The sequence below is a fragment of the Gordonia aichiensis NBRC 108223 genome (assembly GCF_000332975.1).
Lineage (GTDB): Bacteria > Actinomycetota > Actinomycetes > Mycobacteriales > Mycobacteriaceae > Gordonia > Gordonia aichiensis.
In genome coordinates this window covers 47,407-73,195 of record NZ_BANR01000013.1, presented here as the reverse complement: position 1 = coordinate 73,195, position 25,789 = coordinate 47,407, and the positions used below count along the sequence as shown (strand labels likewise).

Annotated in this window: 22 protein-coding genes; 8 read left to right on the top strand and 14 right to left on the bottom strand. The window is 66.0% G+C overall.

The genetic code is table 11. The features are described from left to right. Window positions 1-10: 10 nt before the first annotated feature. Together GOACH_RS13920 and GOACH_RS13915 are read right to left on the bottom strand one after the other, a co-directional pair. Window positions 11-643 carry a TetR/AcrR family transcriptional regulator gene (locus GOACH_RS13920; RefSeq protein WP_005175681.1) on the bottom strand — a complete coding sequence of 211 codons (633 nt, stop codon included), beginning with the start codon at window positions 641-643 and terminating at the stop codon, window positions 11-13. Window positions 644-662: 19 nt separating this feature from the next. Next, entirely contained in the window at window positions 663-2,003 is a 1,341-nt protein-coding gene (locus GOACH_RS13915; RefSeq protein ID WP_005175679.1) for an MFS transporter, read from the bottom strand. A 234-nt stretch (window positions 2,004-2,237) separates the two neighbouring features. Here GOACH_RS13915 and GOACH_RS13910 point away from each other — a divergent pair, with 234 nt between their 5' ends. The 4 genes from GOACH_RS13910 to GOACH_RS13895 all read left to right on the top strand — a co-directional run bounded on the left by GOACH_RS13910 (window position 2,238) and on the right by GOACH_RS13895 (window position 7,233). Beyond that, window positions 2,238-2,543: a hypothetical protein gene (locus tag GOACH_RS13910; protein WP_005175677.1), complete on the top strand. Its 306-nt coding sequence runs from the start codon at window positions 2,238-2,240 to the stop codon at window positions 2,541-2,543. 161 nt (window positions 2,544-2,704) lie between these two features. Further along, a complete protein-coding gene (locus tag GOACH_RS13905) occupies window positions 2,705-4,540 on the top strand; it encodes an ABC-F family ATP-binding cassette domain-containing protein (RefSeq protein ID WP_005175671.1) in 1,836 nt (611 codons plus the stop codon). Between the two features lie 198 nt (window positions 4,541-4,738). Beyond that, the gene (locus GOACH_RS13900; protein ID WP_005175669.1) at window positions 4,739-7,042 is read left to right on the top strand and encodes a carbon starvation CstA family protein; all 2,304 of its coding nucleotides are present in this window, start codon (window positions 4,739-4,741) and stop codon (window positions 7,040-7,042) included. After that, the gene (locus GOACH_RS13895; protein ID WP_005175668.1) at window positions 7,039-7,233 is read left to right on the top strand and encodes a YbdD/YjiX family protein; all 195 of its coding nucleotides are present in this window, start codon (window positions 7,039-7,041) and stop codon (window positions 7,231-7,233) included. The genes GOACH_RS13900 and GOACH_RS13895 overlap by 4 nt, the downstream gene beginning before the upstream one ends. Before the next feature lie 36 nt (window positions 7,234-7,269). On the opposite strand, the gene GOACH_RS13890 is transcribed toward GOACH_RS13895, so the two are convergent. Both GOACH_RS13890 and GOACH_RS13885 read right to left on the bottom strand, forming a co-directional pair. Further along, window positions 7,270-8,022, bottom strand: coding sequence for an alpha/beta fold hydrolase (locus GOACH_RS13890; RefSeq protein ID WP_005175667.1), 753 nt, complete (start codon window positions 8,020-8,022; stop codon window positions 7,270-7,272). 75 nt (window positions 8,023-8,097) lie between these two features. Next, window positions 8,098-9,636, bottom strand: coding sequence for an ABC-F family ATP-binding cassette domain-containing protein (locus GOACH_RS13885; protein WP_040518726.1), 1,539 nt, complete (start codon window positions 9,634-9,636; stop codon window positions 8,098-8,100). Window positions 9,637-9,867: 231 nt separating this feature from the next. Between GOACH_RS13885 and GOACH_RS13880 the strand changes: the two genes are divergently transcribed. Continuing rightward, complete coding sequence (locus GOACH_RS13880) at window positions 9,868-10,869, top strand: enoyl-CoA hydratase/isomerase family protein (RefSeq protein WP_005175665.1); 1,002 nt, start codon at window positions 9,868-9,870, stop codon at window positions 10,867-10,869. A gap of 4 nt (window positions 10,870-10,873) precedes the next feature. On the opposite strand, the gene GOACH_RS13875 is transcribed toward GOACH_RS13880, so the two are convergent. From GOACH_RS13875 to GOACH_RS13845, 7 genes are all read right to left on the bottom strand, one after another. Beyond that, window positions 10,874-11,692, bottom strand: a complete 819-nt coding sequence (locus GOACH_RS13875; RefSeq protein WP_245551896.1) for a hypothetical protein — start codon at window positions 11,690-11,692, stop codon at window positions 10,874-10,876. Window positions 11,693-11,713: 21 nt separating this feature from the next. Next, entirely contained in the window at window positions 11,714-13,324 is a 1,611-nt protein-coding gene (locus GOACH_RS13870) for a peptide chain release factor 3 (RefSeq protein ID WP_005175663.1), read from the bottom strand. Between the two features lie 93 nt (window positions 13,325-13,417). Beyond that, window positions 13,418-14,434, bottom strand: coding sequence for a beta-ketoacyl-ACP synthase III (locus GOACH_RS13865; RefSeq protein WP_005175662.1), 1,017 nt, complete (start codon window positions 14,432-14,434; stop codon window positions 13,418-13,420). 202 nt (window positions 14,435-14,636) lie between these two features. After that, window positions 14,637-15,707: a beta-ketoacyl-ACP synthase 3 gene (locus GOACH_RS13860; protein ID WP_005175660.1), complete on the bottom strand. Its 1,071-nt coding sequence runs from the start codon at window positions 15,705-15,707 to the stop codon at window positions 14,637-14,639. 136 nt (window positions 15,708-15,843) lie between these two features. Beyond that, window positions 15,844-17,664 carry an SLC13 family permease gene (locus GOACH_RS13855; protein WP_005175659.1) on the bottom strand — a complete coding sequence of 607 codons (1,821 nt, stop codon included), beginning with the start codon at window positions 17,662-17,664 and terminating at the stop codon, window positions 15,844-15,846. 116 nt (window positions 17,665-17,780) lie between these two features. Further along, a complete protein-coding gene (gene pth / locus GOACH_RS13850; protein WP_005175658.1) occupies window positions 17,781-18,347 on the bottom strand; it encodes an aminoacyl-tRNA hydrolase in 567 nt (188 codons plus the stop codon). Window positions 18,348-18,391: 44 nt separating this feature from the next. Continuing rightward, window positions 18,392-19,018: a 50S ribosomal protein L25/general stress protein Ctc gene (locus GOACH_RS13845; RefSeq protein WP_005175657.1), complete on the bottom strand. Its 627-nt coding sequence runs from the start codon at window positions 19,016-19,018 to the stop codon at window positions 18,392-18,394. A 403-nt stretch (window positions 19,019-19,421) separates the two neighbouring features. Between GOACH_RS13845 and GOACH_RS13840 the strand changes: the two genes are divergently transcribed. Continuing rightward, window positions 19,422-19,874: a hypothetical protein gene (locus tag GOACH_RS13840; RefSeq protein ID WP_005175656.1), complete on the top strand. Its 453-nt coding sequence runs from the start codon at window positions 19,422-19,424 to the stop codon at window positions 19,872-19,874. A gap of 99 nt (window positions 19,875-19,973) precedes the next feature. Next, on the top strand, window positions 19,974-20,459 hold the full coding sequence (locus GOACH_RS13835) for a limonene-1,2-epoxide hydrolase family protein (protein WP_005175655.1): 486 nt from the start codon (window positions 19,974-19,976) through the stop codon (window positions 20,457-20,459). A 31-nt stretch (window positions 20,460-20,490) separates the two neighbouring features. Here the strand turns inward: GOACH_RS13835 and eutC are convergent, their stop codons facing one another. The 3 genes from eutC to GOACH_RS13820 are packed head-to-tail and all read right to left on the bottom strand — an operon-like array spanning window position 20,491 to window position 24,052. Then, window positions 20,491-21,294 (bottom strand): ethanolamine ammonia-lyase subunit EutC, encoded by an 804-nt coding sequence (gene eutC, locus GOACH_RS13830; protein ID WP_005175654.1) that lies wholly within the window; start codon window positions 21,292-21,294, stop codon window positions 20,491-20,493. Next, window positions 21,291-22,697, bottom strand: a complete 1,407-nt coding sequence (locus tag GOACH_RS13825; protein WP_005175652.1) for an ethanolamine ammonia-lyase subunit EutB — start codon at window positions 22,695-22,697, stop codon at window positions 21,291-21,293. Before GOACH_RS13825 ends, eutC begins: the two co-directional genes overlap by 4 nt. Beyond that, the gene (locus tag GOACH_RS13820; RefSeq protein ID WP_005175650.1) at window positions 22,694-24,052 is read right to left on the bottom strand and encodes an amino acid permease; all 1,359 of its coding nucleotides are present in this window, start codon (window positions 24,050-24,052) and stop codon (window positions 22,694-22,696) included. Before GOACH_RS13820 ends, GOACH_RS13825 begins: the two co-directional genes overlap by 4 nt. Before the next feature lie 210 nt (window positions 24,053-24,262). Here GOACH_RS13820 and GOACH_RS13815 point away from each other — a divergent pair, with 210 nt between their 5' ends. Continuing rightward, entirely contained in the window at window positions 24,263-25,756 is a 1,494-nt protein-coding gene (locus GOACH_RS13815) for an APC family permease (RefSeq protein WP_005175649.1), read from the top strand. Window positions 25,757-25,789 lie beyond the last annotated feature (33 nt).

Below are 25,789 nucleotides of genomic sequence, written 5' to 3'. Positions count from 1 at the left end.
GGGAGCGCGACTAGCCAACCGCATGAGGAGCTGGCCTGTCAGGGTGAGTGAACAGGCGGTCGAGGTGGTCGTCGACAACTGATTTCGCTGATTCGGCAGTGTGCAGTCCGAGCAGCAACGCGGTGCTGAGACCGTGCTCGAGTGCGATGACATGCCACGCCTCGGTCGCGGGATCGCGGTCGCTGTTGAGCTCTCCCGCTGCTCTGGCATCGTCGAGTAGCCCGGTCAACCGTCGATGTGAGTCGCGGGGCCCGGCAACGAACGGTGCACGCTCGACGGAGTCACCGGTCAGCGTCAGGGTCAGGTAGTCGCGGTAGACGAGGTGGAAGCGGCGGCTCTCCTCGTCCGTCGGCAGTGCTTCATCGATGTAGGCCTCGATCATCTCGCGCGGCGTCGCGTCGGCCCCCAATTCCTCGATGCGGCGCCGCCAGCGGGAGTCGCTGCGTCGGGTCAGTTCTGTCAACGTTGCTGCGAGCAGATCGTTCTTCGTCCCGAAGTAGTACTGCACCAACCGAAGTGAGACTCCTGCCGAGGCTGCGGCGGCGCGCATGCTGACCCCGCGCAGTCCTTCGCGCGCAGCGAGGCGAAGGACACCGTCGATGATCTGTGTACGTCGCTCCTCGTGATCGACTGTGACCGGCATCGCTGCGCCCTCCGTGGTCCTACTGTGATGTCCCGTTGATCGTGTACAGCACTGACGTTGCGGCAACGACCACCATCGCGGCGGCCATCGTCGTGAAACCGACGGTGAAATCGCTGTACCCGGCGGTCAGCGGCGTCAGTGCCGCCAGTCCGAGCGCCCCGCCGAACTGTTTGGCCGTGTTCATCATCCCCGATGCCGCGCCGGAATCGTCAGGGGCCACACCCTGCGTCGTCAGTGTGGTGAGGGGCGTGTTCACCACTCCCGCACCCACGCCGATCACCAGCGACGGTCCCAGCGCTGCGGTGAGGTAGCCGCCGCTCCCGGATACTGCTGCCAGCCAACAGAATCCGGCTGCAGCCACCAGTGCGCCGAGAGCCACGAGTGACGATGCGCTGACGCGTTCCATGGCACGTGGAGCGCACATCGTTCCCACGACCATCATCGTCGCCGCCATCGGGACGAAGCCGATGCCGGCCGCAAGGGCCGACATGCCCATCGATGTCTGCATCACATAGGTCAGGAACAACCAGATCGGAGCCTGAAAGCACATACCGGTGACAAGGGTGAGGAAATTGGCGAACACCACGGTTCTGTTGCGCCACAGCGATTTCGGTATCAGTGGTGCCGAGCTGTGGCGCTGCTGCGCTGCGGCCGAACCCGCGGCGACGAGTGCGAGTGCGGCTGCACCCGAGGCAACAACGACCGAACCCGCATCTGCCTGCGCCACGGCCAGTGTGCACGCACACAGCGTGATCGTGATCAGGACGGCACCGACGACGTCGATCCGGGTTCGCGCGTGCGTCGCGTCGTCGAGGACGTGACGGGCAACAGCGATGACGAGAATGCCGATGGGCACGTTGACCAGGAAGATCGCACGCCAGGAGAGAAGATCGGTGAGTGCGCCGCCGATGATGTTTCCTGCCGCACCACCCACCAGGCTCACGGCAGTCCATACCGCGATCGCAGTGGTTCGCTCTGGGCCTTCCGCATACGTGCGGGTGAGCACGGTGAGAGTGGCAGGCGACGCCACGGCCGCTCCGACTCCCTGGATGGCGCGTGCGGCGACGAGGACAGCACCGCTTCCCGCAAGACCCGCGATGGCGCTGGCGACGACGAAGACGGCGAGGCCGCCGCACAGGGTCGCCCGCATGCCGCGCACATCGGCCAGGCGGCCACCGACGAGGAGGCCTCCTGCGAAAACGAGCGCATAGGCGGTCGCCACCCACTGGACGTCTGCACCGGACATGTGGAGTTCCGACTGCAGAGCCGGCATGGCGACATTCACCACCGAGACGTCGAGCACCAGCATCAGTTGGGCCGTCGATGCGACGACAAGGGGCGCTGCGCGCACGCGCACCATGGGAGCTCCTTCCGCGACGGATGCGTTCGACGAGGGAGTGGTCGTGATACACATGTATCACCCCGTGTGATACATGTGTATCACACGGGGTGATCGTCACGCAGGATGTCGACACTGGTCGCTGAATACGTGGATCGCGCGGCCGGATGTGCGTACATCACTTATTTGCCGGACTCGTCGGAGTACGATCGCGGTAGGCAAAGAACGCGGTAGGCATAGAAATGGTGGTCCATTATGCGAGAAGCCTTGCGTCGAGTTCCTTTTTCGATGATCGGCTATGTTCTTCTGCTGGCGACGGCCGTGCTCCTTGGTGCATTTGTCACGCTGTTGGCCACCGACGGCGGTGGCGTGGCCTGGGCATTTGGCGCCGCGATGGTGGTCGCACTGGTCATCAGTGTGGTCTGCTTCCGAATCGAGTACGTCGAGAGCAAAGACAACGAGCCGGGCGACGAGACAATTGTCAACGCTCAGCCGCTGATTCCTCCCGAGGAGAAGTCGGATATTTCTCAGTACAGATCCGAGCACCACCGAAATACGTGATCTGAGCTTTCTGTAAACCGCGCGTCGTCCGGACGGGTGCGCGTATGCGTCGCGGCAATCGTGGGCGGGTACACACGCCACGTGCAGACATTGTTGGTGCGAACGGGGGGCTGCTGACTCCGCCTCCCGTCCGTGCCGTCAGGCATTGGTAGCCTCGACCGGTGCCACCTGCCTCGACCTCCGCGCTGATCAACGCGGACCGCATCAGCAAGAGCTACGGGATCAAGCCGTTGCTCGACGAGGTGAGCCTCGGTGTGCACGAAGGACAGCGGATCGGCGTCGTCGGACTCAACGGCGGCGGTAAGACCACCCTCCTCGAGATCCTCGGCGGCGTCACCGAACCCGACAGCGGCCGTGTGTCGCGCACGGGTGGGACGCACGTCGCGGTGGTCACGCAACGCGGCGAATTGCCCGCGGGTGCAACCGTTTCCGACGTTGTGGTCGGCGATGACACCGAGGTCCACGAGTGGGCGGGCGACGCACGTGTGCGCTCCATCCTCGCCGGGATCGGTATCGACGGGTTGTTGCACGCCCGCGTCGACGAGCTCTCCGGTGGGCAGCGGCGTCGTGTTGCGCTTGCGGCGGCACTCGTCACCGATTCCGATGTGCTGATCCTCGACGAGCCCACCAACCACCTCGACGTCGAGGGGGTGCAGTGGCTCGCAGAACACCTCGTCTCGCGGCGTGGTGCCCTCGTGGTGGTCACCCACGACCGCTGGTTCCTCGATACCGTGGCAACCCGCACGTGGGAGGTTCACGACGGGCAGGTCGACGAGTACGAGGGCGGCTACAACGACTGGATCTTCGCGCGGGCGGAGCGGGCTCGGCAGGCCGATGCCGCGGAGGAACGTCGGCAGAACCTCGCACGCAAAGAGCTCGCGTGGCTGCGACGCGGCCCACAGGCACGTACCTCCAAACCGCGCTACCGTGTCGAAGCGGCAGAGAAGCTGATCGCCGACGTCCCGCCGCCCCGCGATTCGGTGGCGCTGTCGGCGTTTGCGCGGCGTCGACTCGGGCGCGTGGTGATCGAACTCGAGGACGCCCACATCGAGACACCCGCTGGCGAGCACGGCGAACCCGGCAGAGTGCTGCTCGACGATCTGACCTGGCGCCTGGCGCCGGGCGAACGCGTCGGACTCGTCGGAGTCAACGGGTCGGGCAAGACGACGCTGCTGCGCGCATTGGCCGGCGAGGTCGACGTCGCGCCGGGTCGTCGCGTCGAAGGTCTCACCGTGAGCCTCGGGTGGCTGAAGCAGGAACTTGACGACCTCGACCCGGACCAGCGCGTCATCGACGCCGTCGAGTCTGTTGCCACACGAATCATGCTGGGCGACAAGGAGATCTCGGCGGCACAGCTCGCCGAGCGGCTGGGATTCGCGCCCGCACGCCAACGCACGCCGGTCGGCGATCTCTCCGGTGGAGAGCGTCGACGCCTGCAGCTCACCCGAATCCTCATGGCGGAACCCAATGTGCTCCTGCTCGACGAGCCGACCAACGATCTCGACATCGATACGCTCCAACAACTCGAAGATCTCCTCGACAGTTGGGCGGGCACCCTCGTCGTGATCAGTCACGACCGCTACCTCATCGAGCGCATCGCCGACAGCACCTGGGCGCTCTTCGGCGACGGAAAGCTGACCAACCTCCCGGGCGGCATCGAGCAATACCTGCAGCGGCGCAAGGAGATCGCCGCATCCAGTACCGGAGACAACCGATCCGCAGTGCTCTCCGGAGCGGGCGGAGCGACCGGTGCCGATGACCCGACGCCGCCGACGATCAGTGCCGCCGAACACCGCGAGGCGCGCAAGACGATGAACCGGCTCGAGCGCCGCATCGCGCAACTGACGGCCAGGGAAGAGCAACTGCACGTCGAATTGGCCGACGCGGCAACAGATCCCGATCGACTCGTGACGTTGGGTGCCGAACTGCGCGGCGTCGTCGATGAGAAGGAGACCGCCGAGATGGAGTGGCTCGAGGTCGCCGAGCAACTCGAATAGGAGTGCGGACGTCGTCGTTCGAGGGCGCCGTCGTTCGAGGGTGTTGTCGGCGTCGGATCGCCGCGGTGACCAGAGTCGCGACCCGATCGATGAACTCTGGATTGCCGGACGCACATTTTTCGTATGCAGTGTGAAACACACTGCCGTGAGTAGAGTGAGCCGCGGCATATCCTTACTCTCCGGGAAGGGTGGTGTGCGATGACAACCACATCAGAACCGTCGACGACGACGCGTGACGAGTTCCCCGACGTCGAGTTCGTCCAGACGGACCGCGACCTGCCCCCGGTCGCGGTGATCGACCGAAGCCCGATGACCCCCGCGAAGAAGGTCCTCTTCGCGGTGATCGGGTTGCTGGGTGCCGTCGCGTGGGTGATCATCGCCGTCGTCCGGGGTGAATCGGTCAACGCGGTCTGGTTCGTCATCGCTGCGCTGTGTACGTATGTCGTGGCATATCGCTTCTACGCGCGGCTGATCGAGATGAAGGTGGTGAGACCACGCGACGACGTCGCGACGCCCGCCGAGGAGTACGACAACGCCCGCGACTACATGCCGACCGACCGCCGCGTCCTGTTCGGCCATCACTTCGCTGCGATCGCAGGCGCCGGCCCACTCGTCGGGCCGGTGCTCGCCGCGCAGATGGGTTACCTGCCGGGGACGATCTGGATCATCATCGGCGCCGTGGTCGCCGGCTGCGTGCAGGACTACCTGGTGCTGGCCATCTCCACGCGCCGCAGAGGACGCAGCCTCGGCCAGATGGCCCGTGACGAACTCGGGACGGTCGGGGGGACCGCCGCCATCGTCGCGGTGCTCGTCATCATGGTGATCCTGATCGCGGTGCTCGCACTCGTCGTCGTCAACGCGTTGGCCGAGAGTCCGTGGGGCGTCTTCTCGATAGCCATGACGATCCCGATCGCACTGTTCATGGGCGTCTACCTGCGGTATCTGCGGCCTGGCAGGATCAGCGAGGTCTCCGTGATCGGCGTCGTCCTGCTCTTGTTGGCGATCGTCGCCGGACGCTACGTCGCGGAAACGTCCTGGGGTCAGGACTGGTTCAGTCTGTCGCCGGTTGTGCTGAGTTGGGCGATCATCATCTACGGCATTGCCGCCGCGGTGTTGCCCGTGTGGTTGCTGCTCGCACCCCGCGACTACCTGTCGACGTTCATGAAGGTCGGCACCATCGCCCTGTTGGCCATCGGCATCCTGGTTGTCCGACCGGTCATGAAGGCACCAGCGGTGAGTGATTTCGCCTGGAACGGCAACGGTCCGGCATTCGCGGGTGCGTTGTTCCCGTTCCTGTTCATCACGATCGCCTGTGGCGCCCTCTCGGGTTTCCATGCGCTCATCGCGTCGGGTACGACACCCAAGCTGTTGGCCAAGGAGGGGCAGGCGCGGATCATCGGCTACGGCGGCATGCTCACGGAGTCGTTCGTCGCCATCATGGCGCTCATCACCGCGTGCATTCTCGATCAACACCTCTACTTCGGCATGAATGCACCCAAGGCGCTGACCCAGGGCACCGACCAGGGCGCCGCCGACTACGTGAACAGCCTCGGTCTGAGTGGAAAGCCGGTCGACGCACAGTACTTCGCCGACGCCGCGGCCGGTGTCGAGGAGAAGTCGATCGTCTCCAAGGCCGGTGGTGCGCCCACACTCGCGATGGGCATGTCGGAGACGCTGCAGCGGGGGTTCGGCGGGGATGCGTTGCGCGCCTTCTGGTATCACTTCGCGATCATGTTCGAGGCGCTGTTCATCCTGACGACGGTCGACGCCGGTACCCGAGTCGCACGCTTCATGCTGTCCGACGGCATCGGCAACCTGCCCGGCGCTCGTCGGTTCAAGGATCCGTCGTGGCGGCCGGGGGCGTGGCTGTGCACCGTGATCGTGTGTGCCGCTTGGGGGTCCATCCTGCTGATGGGCGTGACCGACCCGCTCGGCGGTATCAACACGTTGTTCCCGTTGTTCGGTATCGCCAATCAGTTGCTCGCCGCCATCGCCCTCACGGTCGTGACGGTGGTCTTGATCAAACGAGGCCAATGGAAGTGGGCGTGGATACCGGGCATCCCACTGGCATGGGACCTCATCGTCACCATGACGGCGTCGTATCAGAAGATCTTCTCGTCGAACCCGGCAATCGGCTACTGGGCGCAGCACCGCGCGTTCGTGAACGCGAAGAACGACGGACTCACCACGTTCAAGACCGCCAAGAGTGCGTCGGAGATCGACGCCGTCATCCGTAACACCTTCATCCAGGGGACACTGTCGATCATCTTCGCCGTGCTGGTGCTGATCGTGGTCGCAGCAGGCGTGTGGATCGCGGTGAAGGCGCTCCGCGCCGGCGGGCTACCCACCACCGAGGAGAAGCCCGTCCCGTCGAGGATCTTCGGACCGCGCGGGTTGTTCGCGACGCGGGCGGAGAAGGCCGTCCAGCGGGAATGGGACGACTACTATGCGGCCCACGGTGATTCGGGTCGGGGAAGCAGACACGAGAAGGTGTCGACGTGATCGACGTTCTCACCCGCGGCTGGCGATCGGTGCGGTGGTACGTCGGAAGCGTGATGGGCGACCGCGACTACGAACGCTACCTCGCACACCACGCGTCGATTCACGGGTCGGCGACGCCACTGACCGAGCGCGAGTACTGGCGGCAACGCTTCGCCGATCAGGATCGCAACCCGCAGGGGCGCTGCTGCTGAGCGCGCGTTCTCGACTCCCACCCGATCTGTGACCAGCTACCCTCTTCGGTGCCCAAGGTGGATGTCGGCAGATGCGGTGGGGTCCACGCGCTCGGCGAACTCGTCGATCAGCCTCGCGGTGAACTCCGGCTGGATCAGCGGAAACAGATGCATCGCTCGTGGGACGACGATGAGCGTGCCGTCTTCCGCAGCCTCGACGAATCGCCTCTCGTGCAGCCGGAACTGGTCCCACGCGCCGTTCACGAACAGTGACGGTCCCGGGTAGACCGCGACAGCAGCGAGTGCGTCGAAGTCGAGGACCTCACCGACCACGTCGCGAATCGAGTGCAGTGCAAGGCCCCCGGCCTCCATGTCGTCTGATACATCCCGACCGACGGCGACACGGGTAAGCACTCTGCTGATCTGGGCTGCTTCGGCGGGCAGGATGCTGGTCGCGGCCCCGAAGAGTCGGAAGGGTGCTGCGAGAAGCCGACTCGGCTGCGCGGTGGCACACAGAACTCCGAGTCCTGCGACCCGATCGGGCTGTGCCGCAGCCGTTGCCATCGCGACGTAGCCGCCCATCGACATACCGACGACGATCGCGGTGCCGCCGACGGAGTCGATCGCGTCCGTCACCGCGCTGACGGCTTCGTGCATGGTGAAGGTTTCGTCGGCACGCGAGCCGTGGCCCGGCATGTCCGGGCAGACCACTTCCCGGTCGGGGACCGCGGCGGCCACGCGTCGAAACGTCTGGCCGCTCACGCGTAGGCCGTGCACGAGTACCAGAGGTGTGCGCGAATCGGTGCTCATCGGGAGCCAGTATCCACGGCGAGTTGTGTGGGATCCACGGGTACATATATGCCTCTGAGGATCCCACACAACTCGTCACCGCAACGTCACCTCCCGGTCAACTCCCACGCGTTCACGGAACCCGGTGTCGTGCGAGACCAGCAGTAGCGCACCCGTCCACTCCGCAAGTGCAGACGCCAACTCCTCCGTCGTGTCGATGTCCAGGTTGTTGGTCGGTTCGTCCAGGATCAGCAGTGTGGGCGAAGGCGTGACGAGCAACGCAGTCGCCAGCGCGACCCGCAGGCGTTCACCACCCGACAGATCGCCCAGTTGCCGGTCAGCACGCGATCCGCGGAAAAGAAACCGCGCGAGGTGGGCGCGAACCTGCTGAGCGTCAATGTCCGGATGTTGTCCGGACACATGGTCGACGACGGTCTGCTCCGGATCGTCGAACACGATCTTCTGAGGTACCAGCGCGAACGGGACCACCACGCCGCTGGACGCGATCACATCGCCGATCAGGGTCGACTTCCCGGCCCCATTGGGTCCGGTGAGCGCGACCCGTTCGGGTCCGTCCACGCGCAGCCGGTCGTCGACGATCACCTGCGCGGATCTGGGAAGCGTGACCGAGGGCATCGTGATGCGCGTCGTTCTGTCGGCGCGGACCTCGTCGCGTGCGGCATCGAGACGTCCCGACGCGGCGGCGACGTCGTCTCGATGCTCATTATGAAATCGGCCGGCAGACTTCTCGGCGGCGTCGCGACGCAGGTGCGAGATGATCTTCGGCACGCGCTTCTCGCGTTCGGCCTTCGCCGCGGTGCGTGCGCGACGATCCAGCGTGATCTGCGCCTGCGTCATCTCCTTGCGTTGCCGACGAAGATCGTTGGCCGCGTTGGCAACTGCCGCCTCGGCGGTCGTCTGCTCCGCATCGATCGTTTCGCGGTAGTGCGAGTACGGGCCGCCGAACACGCGCACCTGTCCGTGATAGAGCTCGAGCGTGGAGTCGACGCGCTCGAGCAACTCGAGGTCGTGGGAGACGAGCAATACGGTTCCCGGGAAGTGTTCGATCAGATCGCAAAGCCTTGTGCGTGAGACGGTGTCGAGGTTGTTCGTGGGTTCGTCGAGCAGAAGGACTGCGGGTCGGTGAATCACTCGCGACACGATGGCCAGCAGCGTGGCCTCTCCGCCGGACAGCGTCCCGACCGTCCGGTCGAGGTCCGTCGGCAATCCCAGCGCCGCCAGTTCCGACACCGCGCGAGCCTCGATGTCCCAGTCGTCGCCGACTGTCTCGAAGTGCGCTTCATCTACCGATCCCGCCTCGATGGCCGCGATGGCAGACCGAATCGCTTCGATGCCCAGCGCCGAGGCGACGGTTTCGGTGGCGTCGGCAAAGGCGTGCTGGGGAACGAGCGCGACGTCGCCGGTGGTGATGGTTCCGGAGGTGGGGACGAGTTCGCCTGCGATCAGCCGCAGAAGTGTCGTCTTGCCCGCGCCGTTGGCGCCGACAAGCGAGTACGCCGCACGTGGAACGGAGAACGAGAGATCGTCGAACACCGGTGTGCCGTCGGGCCAGGCGTACGACACGTCGGACAGCGTGATGGAGGGGGTGAGATCGATTGACGAGGGTGATGCCATGAGCAACTCCGAGAGGTCGGTGGGTGCATGCGGCGTCGGGTCGACGCGGCTGCGTGAAACCAACCTCAGCTGTTCATGACTGGTGAGCACTCCTGATCTCTGATGAGTACGTGGCCGCCGACGAATCCCGCCGACCACGTGGACGCTGTTCACGATAACGCGCAGGCGTAGTGCACTGTCAACCGAGTTCGTGTCGGCGGCTTCGCTCGACAACGCGCTACCGTGAAGTCCATGTCTTTCATCCGCACCCAGGTCGGCAACGGCGTCGGCGAGATCATCCTTGACCGGCCCAAGGCACTCAACGCGCTCGATCAGACGATGATCGACGACATGCACGACGTCCTCGGGCGTTGGGGCGACGATGAGTCGATCGAGACGGTGCTGGTGACCTCAGCCAGCGATCGCGCGTTCTGCGCGGGCGGCGACATCAGGGCTATCCGCGACCACGCCGTCGCGCACGAGTACGACGAGATCAAGAACTATTTCGCCTCCGAGTATCGGCTTGACCAGATGATCGCGCACTATCCCAAGGCGTATATCGCGCTGATCGACGGTGCGGCTATGGGCGGCGGGCTCGGCATCAGCGTCCACGGGGAGATCCGCGTCGTCACCGAGAACTCTCTGCTGGCGATGCCCGAGGCCGCGATCGGATTCTTCCCCGACGTCGGCGCGACCTACTTCCTGCCGCGCCTACCGCGTGGGGTGGGAATGTGGTTGGGTCTCACCGGTTCCCGGGTGCGTGGGGCAGACGCCGTGCATCTCGGTCTGGCTACCCACTTCGTGCCCGCAGCCGAGTTGGATTCGGTTGCCGATGCGGTGCGCGCCGGCGACTCGCTCGTCGACATCCTCGGCGGCAGAAGCGACTTGCCGTCGTCCGATCTGCCGATCGCGAAGATCGGCGAGTACTTCGGCGACGACAACGTCGCGGCCATTCTCGGAGGACTGCGCGGAGCGGCGGGCGACGAGTGGGCGGCGGAGATGGTCGAACTCCTCGAGGGTGCATCTCCGACGAGCCTGTGGGTCACCGCGGCGCTTCTCGACGCCGGGCAGGATTCGACGCTCGACGAGTGTTTCGACCGCGAACTGCATGCGGCAACGCAGATCACCAAGACGAACGACTTCTCCGAAGGTGTCCGGGCGATGCTCGTCGACAAGGACCGCAGTCCGTCGTTCGAGCCGTCGACGATCGATGCCGTCGATCAGTCGGTGGTCGCCTCGATCGTCGAGGATTGAACGATCACGGTCGCAGATCAAACCATCCGGTTAGTCTGACCGGACGCTGCGACGCTGTATCGGGCGCCGGTGTGCCGGTGGATGTCGTGCCCTCGTCATCGAATGGCACATCGTCGTCGGGGGCGAGCGGATTCTGTGCGGACGCAACCGATTCGGGACACTCGAACGAACCCGCGGCTCGTTTCGACGACATCGCTGTCACCGTCAACCTACATGCCGATGACGACCGGTACATGCCCCTCTCTGAGAGACCGACGCTCGCGGTGATCGGGGCCGTGAGCGGACCGACGGGTGGACGTGGACCGTCGGTCGGTGGGAGGTGTTCGCCGGTCAGCTCGCCGACGGGGAACTCGATCTGCGCGCCGTCGGTGCCGTCGCCCTTGAACACGAACAGCAGGGTGTCGGGGGGTACGTCCGGCTTCGGCTGACCCCACCGAGCGAACTCGTAACACGCTGGCGCAGAAGACATCTGCTGCGCGGCCGACGTCGCGGGCAGCGCGGTCCGGCCCTCCTGTGCGCTGGGTGATGCAGTGGTCTGCCCGGACGCGATGAGAATCTGTCCGCGCGTGAAGCTGAGATCGAAGCCCTGCCGGTCAATGGTTCCCGAGGGCGGCTTCTCGGTACACCGAGCAGGGTCCTGCGGGGCGGAGGCCGCGGCTACCGCCGACGACGACTGTGCCGCGCGGGTCGCCGACGTCGAGTCGGAGCACGCGGCGATGGTCGACGTGAGCGCGGCCGCCGCGATGGCCACGACGCCGGTCCGCACGCTGCGCGTGCCGTGCACCGCGGGGAGACGGCCCCGTCGGCTTGATGTGCGAGTCACCGTTTCGACTGTCCGCACCGGTCAATCAGCGGTCGCGACAAGCGGTTCGAGCGTGAGGTCGCCGTGTTCCTTCTCGATGTACTGCAGCCGCCACTTGTCGCTGAACAGAGCGAGCATCGCGCCGTCGGTGCGCGTGAAAACCTCGACGCCACGCTGGCGGTTGAGTTCCGCTGCGCTGTCGGCGTCCGTGCGTCTGGCGAGACTGTATCCGAGTGGCTCGATCACGGTGTCGACGTTGAACTCGGTCTTCATCCGTGCGGTGACCACCTCGAACTGCATCGGGCCGACGGCGGCGAGCACCGGCGAGGCGTCGCCGCGGGTGTCGTTGCGAAGCACCTGCACGACGCCCTCGCTGTCGAGTTGATCCATGGCCTTGCGGAACTGCTTGTACTTGTCGGCGGTGGTGACGCGCAGCGTCGAAAAGTGTTCTGGCGCAAAGGAGGGGATCGGTGGGTACTGGACACGCGGACCGTCGTAGAGGGTGTCGCCCGGGGCGAGTGCCGTCGCGTTGACGAGACCTACGACGTCGCCGGGGTAGGCGGTGTCGACCGTCGAACGGTCGCGGCCGACCACTGTGTGGGCATACTTGGTGGCGAACGGTTTTCCGGTCTGCGCGTGGGTGACGACCATGCCGCGCTCGAACTCGCCGCTGACGATGCGCATGAAGGCCAGCCGGTCGCGATGGCTGGAGTCCATGCCCGCCTGGACCTTGAACACGACCGCGCTGAACGGGTCGGTGACCTCGCGGACGGTTCCATCGATTCCGGTACGACCCGACGGTGCGGGAGCGAGTGCGACGAGAGCGTCGAGCAATTGGCGCACACCGAAATTCAGCATGGCCGAGGCGAAGATCATCGGCGACGTCTGGCCGGCGAGGAACAACTCCTCGTCGTGGTCCTGGCCCATCTCGGAGAGCAGTTCGCTCTCTTCGACCGCCGCGATCCACGCGTCGCCCTCACGGTCGAGCGCGGCGTCGGCGTCGAGTAGTTCCTCCGGTGCGATCTTCGCGCCGCCCGCGGTCCGGGTGAAGTGGATGTACTCGCCGGTGCGCCGGTCGAGGAGCCCGCGGAAGTCGCCTGCGATGCCAACGGGCAGGAACAGGGGAGTGGGGATCAATCCGATGCGCTCGCTGATCTCGTCGATCAGCTCCAGCGGCGTCCGGCCGGGGCGGTCCCACTTGTTGATGACGGTGATGACCGGGATGCCGCGGTGGCGACACACCTGGAACAGCTTGAGTGTCTGGGGTTCGAGGCCCTTGGCGGCGTCGATCAGCATCACCGCGGCGTCGACCGCGGTGAGGACGCGATAGGTGTCCTCGGAGAAGTCGGCGTGGCCCGGGGTGTCGACGAGGTTGATCACCGCGCCAGGGCCGTCCGTGCCCTCGAGTGCGTAGTTGAACTGCAGCGCTGTCGAACTCACGGAGATGCCGCGCGCCTTCTCCATCTCCATCCAGTCCGACACCGTCGACTTGCGTCCGGCCTTGCCGTGGATGGCGCCTGCCTCGCTGATCACGTGCGCGTGCAGCGCGAGCGCCTCGGTCATCGTCGACTTACCCGCGTCGGGGTGGGAGATGATGGCGAAGGTACGTCGACGCTGGGCCTCGAGCCGCAGCTCACGCGCGTCAGAACTCACCAGACGAGGGTACTGGCCGGGCGAGCGTCGGAGCAAAACGCTCGCATGCCGCCAGCGACGCGTCGGCCTGGTCGACCCTGCTCAGCGCAATTGCTACTCGAACGGAACCGGCGGCATCTTGACGACCTGCGCCGCGTAGCTGAGGCCTGCCCCGTAGCCGAGGAGGAGCGCGGTGTCGCCGGGCTTGGCCTTGCCGGTCGAGAGCAGGTCCTCCATGGCGAGCGGAATCGACGCCGCCGACGTGTTGCCGGTGTGTTCGATGTCGTTGGCCACCGGGGTGCCCTCGGGGAGGTGCAGAGTCTTGGCGAGGAGGTCGTTGATTCGGGTGTTGGCCTGGTGCGGCACGAAGACGTCGAGGTCCTCGGAACCGATCTTGGCCGCCTCGAGTGCGCGCTGCGCAACCTTTCCCATCTCGAACGCTGCCCAGCGGAACACGGCTGTGCCCTGTAGGCGGACGTAGGGCCGTTGGGTGCGGTCGCTGTCGAGGAAGGTGACCCAGTCGATGTCCTGGCGGATGGCGTCGTACTGGGTGCCGTCGCTGCCCCAGATGACCGGTCCGAGCTGCTGGTCGTCGGTCGGGCCAACGACCACGGCGCCTGCGCCGTCGCCGAAGATGAAGCAGTTGCTGCGGTCGGTCATGTCGAGGGTGACCGAGAGTTGTTCGGCGCCGATCACCAGCACGTGCGTGGCGCTACCGCCGCGCACCATGTCGGCTGCCAGGGCCATGCCGTAGCCGAATCCGGCGCAGCCGACGGTCACGTCGAACGCCGGTACGCCATTGGCGCCGAGCTCGGTCGCCACCTTGGTCGCGCCGGCCGGGGTCATCAGCAGGTGGGTGTTGGTGGCCAGGATGACGGCGTCGATGTCGGAGCCGGACAGCAGAGCGTTGGCGATGGCTGTGCGTCCAGCCTTGATTCCCATCTCAACGACGTCCTCGTCGCGGCGCGCAAAGCGTCGGGTCTTGATGCCGGTACGGGTGTAGATCCACTCGTCAGAGGAGTCGATGTACTCGCAGATCTCGTCGTTGGTGACGACGCGTTCGGGCCGGTATGCCCCGATGCTCAGCATCCCGATGTTGTTGGTGCCCGACCTGTCCGCGATGGTTGCCATGGGTGTCCTTCCGCTATGCGACCCGACATAGACCGTCTCACATCGCGGCGCTACTCGGAAGTAGGTGCGCGCCGGTACGACGTCGACGATGCGTATGACAGATCCACCGGAGTATCGGAGCTAGCGTCATACGGAACGACGCGGTCAGCGCGAACCGGCGTCGAAGCTGCTCACCTTGGGCGCCGGGGGCAGCGTCACGGTGTTACCCGAGGTCGTCGAAGCTGCTCACCTTCGGCGCCGGGGGCAGCGTCACGACGGCCCCGGCGTAGGAGAGACCCGCACCGAACCCGAGCAGCAGCGCGGTCTGGCCGCCCTTGGCCTTGCCGGTTGCGAGCATCTCCTCCATGGCGAGCGGGATCGACGCTGCCGACGTGTTGCCCGTGTTCTCGATGTCGTTGGCCATCGGCATATCGTCGGGGAAGCCGAGGTTCTTCTTCATCAACTCGTTGATGCGGGCGTTCGCCTGGTGGGGGACGAAGACCTCAATGTCGTCGGCGCTGATGCCGGACCGCTCGATCACCGACGTCAGCGCCTTGGGCAGCGTGATGGCTGCCCAACGGAAGACGCGCGGGCCCTGCATCGTGACCACCATGCGGCCGACGGGATCGGTCTCCGGGTCCTTGTGCTGATACTCCTGCGCGCGGTCCATGTACTCGGGAATGTCGTAGTTCTGACCGATGGCCTCGGCGTTCTCCCCGTCGGAGCCCCAGACGGTCGGCGAGATCCCGTTCGCCTCACTCGGCCCCACCACGACGGCACCGGCTCCGTCGCCGAAGATGAAAGCGGTGTTGCGGTCGGTGGGCTCCATGACGACCGACATCGTCTCGACGCCGACAACCAGCACGTACTCGGCAGAACCTGCGCGCACGGTGTCGGCGGCAACGCCGAGCGCGTAGCCGAAGCCGCCGCAGCCGGCAGCGATGTCGTAGGCCGGAATGCCGTTGAGGCCGATGTCGTAGGCGACGATGGGGCCGCCGTGCGGGATCTTCGTCTTCCAGCTGTTGGTGGCCAGGATCAGCGCGCCGATCTTCTCCTTGGCGATGCCCGAGTTCTCGATGGCGCGCTCGGCCGCAGCTGCGGCCATCGACCGCGCCGACTCGTCGCCGCTGATCCAGCGTCGATTGCGGACACCGCTGCGCTCGAAGATCCACTCATCGGAGCTGTCGAGGACCTCGCATACCTCGTCATTGCTGACCAGACGCTGTGGTCGGTATGCGCCGATGCCCAACATCGCGACGTTCTGATGGCCCGTGTTGGCGGCGATGACGCTCACAAGAAACTCCCTTTTGACAAGTACGTGGTCGCAGCCCGGCGCCGACCCTCGGCAGAAAGTGTAGGCGCGCCGACCACGCGTCCGGAAGGACACCTGGAATCGCCGCGTCGAGCGGCGGGCTCGGCGGCTCGACCAGTCAGCCGTCGATCGGCCAGAACACCGGGACCAGCGTCACCGCGACGATCAGCCAGCAGACCATCAGCACGATCCCGAGCCGCCAGTAATCACCGAACCGATAACCACCCGGATTCATCACGATCATGTTCGCCGGGGTAGCGATGGGTGTGAGCAGCGACGCTGCCGCGGCGACACACACCACCATGAGTACGGTGCGGGCGTCGACTCCGACATCGGCCGCCGCGACGAGCGCGATGGGAATGACGATCAGCGCTGTGGCCACGTTCGAGATGAACTGCCCGAGCACGGCAGTCAACACGAAGAGCATCGCGAGAAGGAGGTACGCGCTGTGCCCGGAGACGAGGTCGACGATCGGTCGTGCGATCAGTTCGGCACCACCGCTGCTGGTGATCGCCGACGACATCGGGATCAGCGCGGCGATCAGCACGAGTGTCGCCCACGGGACCGCGCGGTAGGCCTGTTCACTCGAGAGCACGCGGAACAACACCATCGCCCCCGCGCCGAGCAACCCTGCGACGACCGGTGGTACGGCTCCGCTGGCGAGCAGTGCGATCGTCGCGATCAGGATGATCGCCGCGCGCGGAGCGCTCCGGCCGAGCGGAACGGTTTGGCGCCGAACGGTTTCCGACGATGCAACCACCAGGACGTCGCGGTCGTCGGCCAGGGCGTCGAGAGCAGCCCACGGGCCGTACACCAGTAGCGCATCGCCCTCGTGCAGTGCGTTCTCCCGCGAGGTGACGTCGTCGTTGCGTCGGCGTACCGACAACACGAGCAGGCCGTCCTCCGCGCGTACCATGCCGCCGAACGCGGGTCGCCCAATCCACGACGAGCGTGGCGGGATCACCAATTCGCAGATTCCGTTGTCGCGGTTGATGAGACCCGTGCGCCTGCCGATGGTGTCCTCGACGGTGAGGTCGGCCTCGCGTGCGAGCGTCTGAACCGCGGTCCCCACACCCGAGACGACGAGGACGTCCGACGGTTCGAGGCGGTGCGTCGAACTCAGTACCCGACCGCGTGCGGACTGGCCGGCGACTGTATCGATCGCGTCGTCGGTGATCGCAGCGCGGACTGTCTTGCCGACGAGTGGCGACGCGGGACCGACGTGGAGGCGAAACGTACGCACACCGGTCGTCGCGAGCCCGGACAGTTCGTAATGGTCGACGACGTCGTGCTGGTATCTGCTGAAATCCTCGGGTAGTGACTGCGATTCTCGTCGCGGAATCAGCCGGTCGCCCACGAGCGCGATGACGACCAGCGTCACCACGACGAGTGGTACGCCGATGAGCGAGAAGCCGAAATAGCCGATGGGGGAGCCTGTTTGCTCGGTGGCGGTCTCGTCGATGATGACGTTCACCGGACTTCCGCTGAGGGTAAGCAGCGAACCGGCGCTGGCAGCGAATGCGAGAGGCAGCAGGACTCGGGAAGGCGACAGAGACGCGCGTCGGGCGACGGCGACGCTGACCGGGACCAACGCTGCGGCCGCCCCGTTGATCGTGATCAGCGGACTGAGTACCGCGGCCAACACCATGATGGCCAGAACGACCCGAGTTCGCGTCCGGCCCGCCACGCGCGCCAGTACTCCGCCCAGCCAGGCTGTGATTCCCGAGGCGTCGAGTCCCTCGCTGATCACGAACAGCGCGGCGATGAAGGCGATGACACTCTGACCGAGTCCCGAGGTCAGACCCTCGACATCGACGAGTCCGAGAAAGTACAGGGCGAGCGCGGAACCGATCGCGACGAGTCCGACCGGCAGCCTGTTGACGACGAAAAGCACAACCGTCACGCCGAGGACGATCAGGCTCAGCGTGGCGTCCGACATCTGCCCATCGTCGCACCGAGGCGGCTCGCGCGCTGCGGGTCGAGAACGCGGGCGGTATGCGTCAGGCCTGTGACGGGACGCTCACGCTGGGGACCCGACGCCGTCGACGACCCGTGTCACCAGGTATGGACGACGTTCTGCGCGGCTTCGAGACCAGAGGAAATCAGAGACTCCGTGGCGTCGGCGCCGTGCTGGATCAGTAATTCGACGTCGGCTCGTGCAGCCGACGGGAAGGGTTTGAGGACGTAGTCGGCGGGATCCTGACGGCCGGGTGGTCGGCCGATGCCCAATCGCACGCGGTAGTAGTCACGCGATCCGACCGCCTGGCTGATCGAGCGCAGCCCGTTGTGCCCGCCTTCGCCGCCGCCGAGCTTGAGTCGGACGGATCCGAAGTCGATGTCGAGTTCGTCGTGCAGCACGATGAGGTCCGACGGCCCGATCGAATAAAACTTCGCGAGTGGGCCGATCTCGCGGCCCGTGGTGTTCATGTACGTGCGCGCACGTGCCACCAACACCGACTGGCCGGCGAGGGTGATCGGTGCGACCATCGCGCCTGAGCGCTTGTGCACCTTCCACCGTTCGCCGGCCGTCGTGACGAGATGGTCTGCGACCATCGCGCCGATGTTGTGACGCGTCCGCTCGTACTTGGGGCCCGGATTGCCTAATCCGACAACGAGTTTCATGGGTCCTGTTTGTTGGAGGGGAGCGGGGCGTCGCAGAAGCCGGATTACTCGGCCTCGGCCTCCGCAGCGGCGGCGTCGGCTTCTGCCTGCTCCTCGTCGGTCTCTTCCTCGAGCTCGGCGGCGGTGGTCGCCTCGTTGACGGCCACAATCAGCGTCTCCGGGTCGGTGATCAGGTCGACGCCCTCGGGCAGCGCGAGATCCGATGCGTAGATCGAGGTGCCCACTTCGGAGCCCTCGACGTCGACGGTGATCTGCTCGGGAATCGACAGCGCGTCGGCCTCGATCTCGACGGTGTTGGCGTCCTGGGTGACCAGGGTGCCCGGCGCTGCGTCACCCTCGACGACGATGGTGACCTCGACGGTGACCTTCTCGCCGCGCTTGATGACGAGGAGGTCGACGTGCTCGATGTAGTTGCGGATCGGGTGGACGTCGACCTGCTTGGTCAGCGCGAGCTGCTTGGTGCCCTCGATGTCGAGGTCGACGACGGCGTTGGTGCCGTTGTTACGCAGGATCGCGGCGAAGTCGCGTGCCGGGAGGTTGAGGTGTTGCGGGTCGGTGCCGTGACCGTAGAGCACGGCGGGCACGTTGCCCTCGCGGCGGGCGCGACGAGCGGCGCCCTTGCCCTTCTCCGTGCGGGTGGTGACGGCCAGTGCGTTTGCCTGGGTTGCCATGTGAATCTCCTTCGTGGTTCGGCCACGGGGTGGCCGGGTGGTCGGTGCTCGGCGTGGCGCTGATTTCGCGGGCCGACAATCCACGACCACCTGCGGAAAGAGGGTTCCACCAGGAGATGTGCGATGGTCGCGCCGATCACGGTGACAAGTCACCCTCGCCGAGACAACCCGTCAAGAATAGCCGACGACCTGCGGTGAAGTCACATCGCGAGGAGTCGCAGGCACCGTCGGGTCGTGGTCGAGACGCGGACGGATCCTCGAGTCGGGGTCGTTCATTGATTTGACAGGCGTAACACTTCAGGCCGCCGAAACGCTGAACATGACAGGGGGAACGTTCGTCACGGTTACACCAGCTACACGGTCACATCAACTACACGGTCACCATCAACCAAAGGACCATGCCATGAAGCTTTCCCGTGTTTCGTCCACTCTCGTCGGCCTCGGCCTCGCAGTGACAGCAGCAGTCGGTCTCGGGGCGGGTACCGCGAACGCTGCCCCCGCGAAGCCGTTCCAGAGTTTCACCATCGGTCAGGAGCTTGCGCTCGGTAGCTCCTGCGTGGGTCGGGCAACCGGCAATGTGCTGGTTCAGCCGGCCAGGGGTCACGCGAACATCGACGTGTACTGGATCGGTCAGACCCCGTTCAGTCCGTGCACCGAGCGAGCGACGGTCCGCTGGTACAACCTCAACACCCACCGCAGCGGAGTCGTGGGCGGACCGCTGACCTACCGATCGATGTGGCAGCAGGGGGTCGCCTCGGCGGATGTGTTCGTCGGGTCGGGTCCGGTGCGGTTCACTCTCACGGCCGATCGTCCCCTGCAGTTCCCGCCTGCCCCGTTCACGGTCGTCATGCCCTGAGTGGGCGTCATGTCCTGAGTTACCCAGGTCGGATCGCGCTGTTGTTGATCGCGCGATCCGACCTCGGCGGCCCCACTGCCGTCGGCATACTGGAACACCATGACCTCTCGCACACCTGAACGCATCGTCACCGACTTCCTTGACGCCCTCGCCCGTGGCGACAGCGCCGCTGCGATGGCCGACGTCGCCGAGAACATCGTCTACAGCAATGTCGGATTGCCGACGATCCGCGGCAAGCGAGGTGTCGCCAAGATTTTCGGTGCGATGGACTCGGCGTCGTACGCCGGCTTCGACTACCGGATGATCAACATCGCCACCGACGACACGGTCGTACTGACCGAACGGATCGACGAGATCCGGCTCGGACGCGTACGCATCCGCTTCTGGGTGTGCGGGCGGTTCGAGGTGGTCGACGGCGCGATCGTGGTGTGGCGCGACTACTTCGACTTCCTCGACTGCACCAAGGCCACCGCGCGGGGACTGATCGGCGTGGTCGTTCCCTCCGCGGTGCGTGCGCTGCCGCCGCGCCGAGAGCGAGTGGTCTCAGCCGTGGCGGAGCCGTCGAGTAAGGCTTCTACAGAGTAGAACCCGAGTAGAACTGCCGCCGAGCGGCGCCTCAGCCGAGCTCGCCCTGCGCCGCCGCCTCTGCGACTGCTGGATCGTCCGACGACGTGTCCTTGAGCGCGACGCCCGAGGCGTCGAGTGCCCGCGCGCCCACCACCAGCGCCCCGACGATTCGCGCCGCGTCGCGGTAACCGAGTCCGTCGGGTGGGTGGATGTTGGAGATGCAATTGCGTTCGGAGTCGCGACGACCGCGTTCGGGTCGATACGTCAGATAGATGCCGAGGCTGTCGGCCACCGACAGTCCTGGGCGCTCGCCGATGATGACGAGCAGGACGTCCACCCCGAGTGCCTCGCCGATGTGATCGCCGAGTGCGACGCGGGCCTGCGTGGCGACGACCGGCGGTGCGATCGAGAACCGCGGCGACAGTTCCGCGGCGATCGTCTCGACGAGCGTGACGGCGTGTGTGTCGACAGCCGTCGCCGACAATCCGTCGGCGATCACGAACCCGATGTCGGCGCCCGAATGCTCGATGGCTTCCAGATCCTCCGGTACCCGTCCGAGGTCGGGGCGACGCAGATACTCAGCCCGCGACGACGCCTGGCTGGTGACGACCACCGGGTCGCCCAACCCCAGAGCCCGGAGACCCTCGACGACGCCATCGGCATCCATCGGGGTGTGCACGGCGTCGCGAGCGGCGGCGTGGTCGGCCTGGAACTGCAGGACGTCGGCACTCGACAGCGCATTTCCGCTGCGCTGCAATCCGATTCGGGCCTGGGTCAGACCGCGCATGGCGGTCCACGGATCGTCGGCGGGAGTCGCTGCAGACGACCCCGGCCGGATGCTGTGGGTGCTCACGACGCCGCCAATCCGCGCAGGGGTGAGGTACCCGGGTCGAGTGGCACCACATGGCCGCCGGCGTCGGCCATACCGATCGTCTGCATCCAGGCCTCGAACTCGGGCGCTGCGCGCAGTCCGAGGACGTCGCGCAGGTAGAGCACGTCGTGGAACGACAGGCTCTGGTAGCCGAGCATGATGTCGTCGGCACCCGGCACGGTGATGACGAATCCGACGCCTGCCATGCCGAGCAGGCTCAGCAGGGTGTCCATGTCGTTCTGATCGGCTTCGGCGTGGTTGGTGTAGCAGACGTCGACGCCCATCGGCAGACCGAGCAGCTTGCCGCAGAAGTGGTCCTCGAGTCCCGCACGGATGATCTGCTTTCCGTCGAACAGGTACTCAGGGCCGATGAACCCTACGACGGTGTTGACCAGTAACGGTTCCAACGACCGTGCCACCGCGTAGGCGCGCGCCTCGAGCGTCTGCTGGTCGACGGGGCGCCCTCCGGTCCCCAGGTGAGCACCGGCCGACAGCGCCGACCCCTGACCGGTTTCCAGATACATCACGTTGTCGCCGACGGTCCCGCGGTGCAGTGACCGCCCCGCCTCGTTGCCCTCGTTGAGTACCGCGAGGTCGACGCCGAATCCCCGGTTGGCGCCCTCGGTGCCCGCGATGGACTGGAACACCAGGTCGACCGGCGCGCCTGCCTCCACGAGGCCGATGGTCGTGGTCACGTGGGAGAGCACGCACGACTGCATCGGGATCTCGAAACGCTGGCGCACATCGTCGAGCAGTTCCAGCAATGTCGACGTCGCCTGCGGCGAGTCGGTGGCCGGATTGATCCCGACGACCGCGTCGCCGCAGCCCAGTAGTAGCCCATCGAGCAGACCGGCGGCGATACCCCTCGGATCGTCGGTCGGGTGGTTGGGCTGCAGTCGGGTGGCCAGGCGTCCCGGCAGCCCGATGGTGGTGCGGAATCCCGCGGTGACCTCCATTCGCCGCGCGACCGCGATCAGATCCTGATTGCGCATCAGCTTGCTGACAGCGGCAACCATTTCCGGGGTCAATCCCGGCGACACCGCCTGCAGCCGCTGCGTCCCCCCGGGCGCAACGACCTGTTCGAGCAGCCAGTCACGCAGGCCGCCGACCGTCAGGTGCGAGATGGGTGCGAATGCCTCGCGGTCGTGGGTGTCGATGATCAGGCGCGTCACCTCGTCGGACTCGTACGGGACGAGCATGTCTTCAAGAAACACGGTGAGCGGGAGGTCGGCGAGCACCCATGCCGCTGCCGCGCGCTCGGCGTCGGATTGTGCTGCGCACCCGGCCAATTCGTCGCCCGAACGTGCCGGTGTGGCTTTGGCCATCACGTCGATGAGATCGGCGAACTGATAGGTGTGTCCGCGAAGTGAATGGCTGTAGGTCACGAGAGTCCCTCTTCGGCGTCGGCAATGGCCTCGAACTCTTCGTCGGCACTGGCGAAGACCAGCCGCTTGCGGCTGTAGAGGCCAAAATACGCCATGAAGAGGGCGAACACGATGAGACAGCCGGTTGCCGCCTTGATGTCGACGAGGAAGGTGGCCACGAGCGCGAGCACTGCGATGACGAGCGCGAACGCCGTCGTCACGATGCCGCCCGGCGTCCGGTACGGGCGTGCGAGTTCGGGCTCCCGGATGCGCAGCACGATGTGGCTGATCATCATCAGCACGTAGCTCAGCGCCGCACCGAAGACGGCCATGTTCAGCAGCATGGCGCCCTGCCCGGTCAGCGACAGGAGGAAGCCGACGATGCCGGGCACGATGAGCGCCAGCGTCGGGGACTTGCGGGAGTTGGTCACCGACAACGACTTCGGCAGGTAGCCCGCGCGCGAGAGTGCGAAGAGCTGGCGCGAGTAGGCGTAGATGATCGAGAAGAAGCTCGCCACCAGGCCTGCGAGACCGATGTAGTTGACGACGGTGTGCGCGGTGCCGCTGCCCAGCGCCTCGACCAACGGGTTGCCCGAACTCTGCATCGCCGACGCCCCACCCGCGCCGGGCACCAGGAACAGCACCAGCGCGCACGTGCAGATCAGCGCACACATGGCAGCGATGATCCCGCGCGGCACGTTGCGGGCCGGGTTCTTGGCTTCCTCGGCGGCCAACGGCACACCCTCGACGGCGAGGAAGAACCAGATCGCGAACGGGATGGCGGCCCAGATGCCCAGATATCCGTGCGGCAGGAACGAACTCGCGCCCGTTGCATCGGAGGGCGCGATGTCGGTGAGGTTCGACCACGAGAAGTCGCCGATCGCCGCGATCGCGAACACGATCAGTCCGGCGAGTGCGATCGCGGTGATCACGAACATCACTTTGAGCGCCTCACCGACACCTGCGAGGTGTACGCCGATGAAGGTGGCGATGGCCGCGGGTGCGATCGCGTACTCGATCAGGACCGCGGTGCCCGTGGCCATTCCGCCCCACGTACCGAGCGCACGACGGGCGAAGGTGTAGCCGCCACCGGCGGCGGGCAGCGCCGAACTCATCTCGGCCATGCCCAGCACCATGGCGAAGTACATCGCGGCGATGATGACCGCGGCGATCGCGAGACCGCCGAAGCCGCCCTGCTCGAGGCCGAAGTTCCACCCCGAGTAGTCGCCGCTGATGACGTAACTGACACCGAGGCCGGCGAGCAGCACCCATCCGGCCGTGCCGGTTTTGAGGCGGCGTTTGTCGAGGTAATCGGCAGAGCCGCCGGTCGACGACGCTGTCGTCGGGCTGCTGCTCCCGGAGTCGATTGTGCTCATGAACGGACCTTTCGTGCGGTGGCGAGATCACCGTCGGTCTCGCTGATTACTCGATTCCGGCATGACGGTACGGAATGTGTGTCACCTCACAGTGGCGTCGATGTAAGGGAGTGTGGGAAACCGAGAGTCGAGATTTCTCACGCGCGTTAACGCGCTGGAAACACGAAAACGATGCGTCGCAACGAGCGCTCCGTCACGGTAGAGAGCGCTATGCCGTCCACATCCTCTGCTGCCGTCTCGTCGGCGCCCGCCGCAGCGTCCCCGCTGGTCGCCGACGAGTCGCCGGTGAGTGGACTGACGCGGCGTCAGCTTCCCTTCATACCCGTGTTCGCGCAGTCGGTGGCGGCCATCGCGCCGGCCGGGACGTCGGCGGTGACTCCGCTGTTCGTGATCGCCGCGATGAGCGGCGCGGGCGGTGTCATCTCGTTCGCGGTGGCGATGGTCGTCGTCATGATGATCTCGGCGTGTATCCGGCCCATGGCACAACGCCTTGCGGTCGTCGGTGGTCTCTACTCGTACGTGGCGCAGGGGCTCGGGTCGCGGGTTGCGCTCCCGACCGCGTGGTCGGCCATTGTCGGATACGGCTCGGTGAGCATGGCGGGTCTGCTTGCAGTCGGCTTGTACCTCAACCACATTGCGGTCAGTGTCGGGGTGTCGACGTCGGTGTGGCTGCCTGTCGTCTGTGCGATCGTGGTGGTCGCCGCGGCGCTGATGACAGTCCTGATGGTGCGCGGGATCAAGGTCTCGGCCACGGCGACTCTCGTCATCGAGGTGGTCGCGGTAGTGATCCTGGTCGGACTGATGGTGTGGCTCGGGATCACCCATCATTCGGCCGATTGGTCGCAGGTGTTCGCCCCGCAGGTCGACGTCGGCTCGATGGGTCTGATGATCGTGGTCGCTGTCAGTGCCTTCGTCGGATTCGAGAGTGCGACAACGCTCTCCGCCGAAGCGCACCGACCGTTCCGGAGCGTCCCGCGCACGCTGAGGTGGACGCCGATCGCCGCAGGCGTCATCTATCTGCTCGCTGTGACGACACAGTCGCTCGCGATGTTCGACGCCCCGGCGGGCGTGCGCGAGAGCTCCACACCGCTGGCCGCACTGTTCCTATCCGACGGAACACGCGTCACGGCGGTCATTCTCGACGTCGGGATCGCGACGTCGTTCTTCGCCTGCGCGCTCGCGTCGGTCAACGCACTCGTGCGGGTGCTGTTCACATTGGGACGTGAACGCGTGGTCCCCGAGGCGTTCGGACGCACTCATCGCCGCTTCCATACGCCTGCCGTCGCGACGGTCTGGGCGATGGCGATCGTGACGCTCGGTCCGCTCGTGTTCCTCTGGTGCGGCGGCAACCCGCAGGACGGCATCCGCGACTTCCTGACACTCAGCGCACTGGGCTACATGGGCAGTTACCTCACAGCGTGTCTCGCCTCTCCAGTGCTGCTCGGCCGAATCGGGGAACCCAGCAAGCGCATCATGGCGCTCGGTGTGGTCACAGCGGTCATTCTCGGCGTGTTGTTGGTGACCGCCTTCGGCACAGGCGTCGGACACGGTCGTGTTCTCGGCGTCGTCTACGTCGCGTCGATGATCGTGGTGACTGCGATCGTGCTGCTCGTCGCACGGCGTAGTCCTCGACTCCTCGCCGGTGTCGGCGTCTTCGACGCAACGACGAGCGCCGACATCCTCACCACGGCGACGCTGCGGTGAGCAGGGGAGGGAGTCGGTCGTCGAACCGGGGTG

What these genes read in the sequence shown, in the direction of transcription:
- GOACH_RS13865 (WP_005175662.1), bottom strand. Translation starts at nt 14,434, where the DNA reads ATGGCAACCATCGCGGACAGGTCGGGCACCAACAACATCGGGATGCTG.
- GOACH_RS13855 (WP_005175659.1), bottom strand. Translation starts at nt 17,664, where the DNA reads ATGTCGGACGCCACGCTGAGCCTGATCGTCCTCGGCGTGACGGTTGTG.
- GOACH_RS13845 (WP_005175657.1), bottom strand. Translation starts at nt 19,018, where the DNA reads ATGGCAACCCAGGCAAACGCACTGGCCGTCACCACCCGCACGGAGAAG.
- GOACH_RS13900 (WP_005175669.1), top strand. Translation starts at nt 4,739, where the DNA reads ATGACAACCACATCAGAACCGTCGACGACGACGCGTGACGAGTTCCCC.
- GOACH_RS13915 (WP_005175679.1), bottom strand. Translation starts at nt 2,003, where the DNA reads ATGGTGCGCGTGCGCGCAGCGCCCCTTGTCGTCGCATCGACGGCCCAA.
- GOACH_RS13815 (WP_005175649.1), top strand. Translation starts at nt 24,263, where the DNA reads ATGCCGTCCACATCCTCTGCTGCCGTCTCGTCGGCGCCCGCCGCAGCG.
- GOACH_RS13820 (WP_005175650.1), bottom strand. Translation starts at nt 24,052, where the DNA reads ATGAGCACAATCGACTCCGGGAGCAGCAGCCCGACGACAGCGTCGTCG.
- GOACH_RS13840 (WP_005175656.1), top strand. Translation starts at nt 19,422, where the DNA reads ATGAAGCTTTCCCGTGTTTCGTCCACTCTCGTCGGCCTCGGCCTCGCA.
- GOACH_RS13890 (WP_005175667.1), bottom strand. Translation starts at nt 8,022, where the DNA reads ATGAGCACCGATTCGCGCACACCTCTGGTACTCGTGCACGGCCTACGC.
- GOACH_RS13880 (WP_005175665.1), top strand. Translation starts at nt 9,868, where the DNA reads ATGTCTTTCATCCGCACCCAGGTCGGCAACGGCGTCGGCGAGATCATC.
- GOACH_RS13910 (WP_005175677.1), top strand. Translation starts at nt 2,238, where the DNA reads ATGCGAGAAGCCTTGCGTCGAGTTCCTTTTTCGATGATCGGCTATGTT.
- GOACH_RS13835 (WP_005175655.1), top strand. Translation starts at nt 19,974, where the DNA reads ATGACCTCTCGCACACCTGAACGCATCGTCACCGACTTCCTTGACGCC.
- GOACH_RS13920 (WP_005175681.1), bottom strand. Translation starts at nt 643, where the DNA reads ATGCCGGTCACAGTCGATCACGAGGAGCGACGTACACAGATCATCGAC.
- GOACH_RS13885 (WP_040518726.1), bottom strand. Translation starts at nt 9,636, where the DNA reads ATGGCATCACCCTCGTCAATCGATCTCACCCCCTCCATCACGCTGTCC.
- pth (WP_005175658.1), bottom strand. Translation starts at nt 18,347, where the DNA reads ATGAAACTCGTTGTCGGATTAGGCAATCCGGGCCCCAAGTACGAGCGG.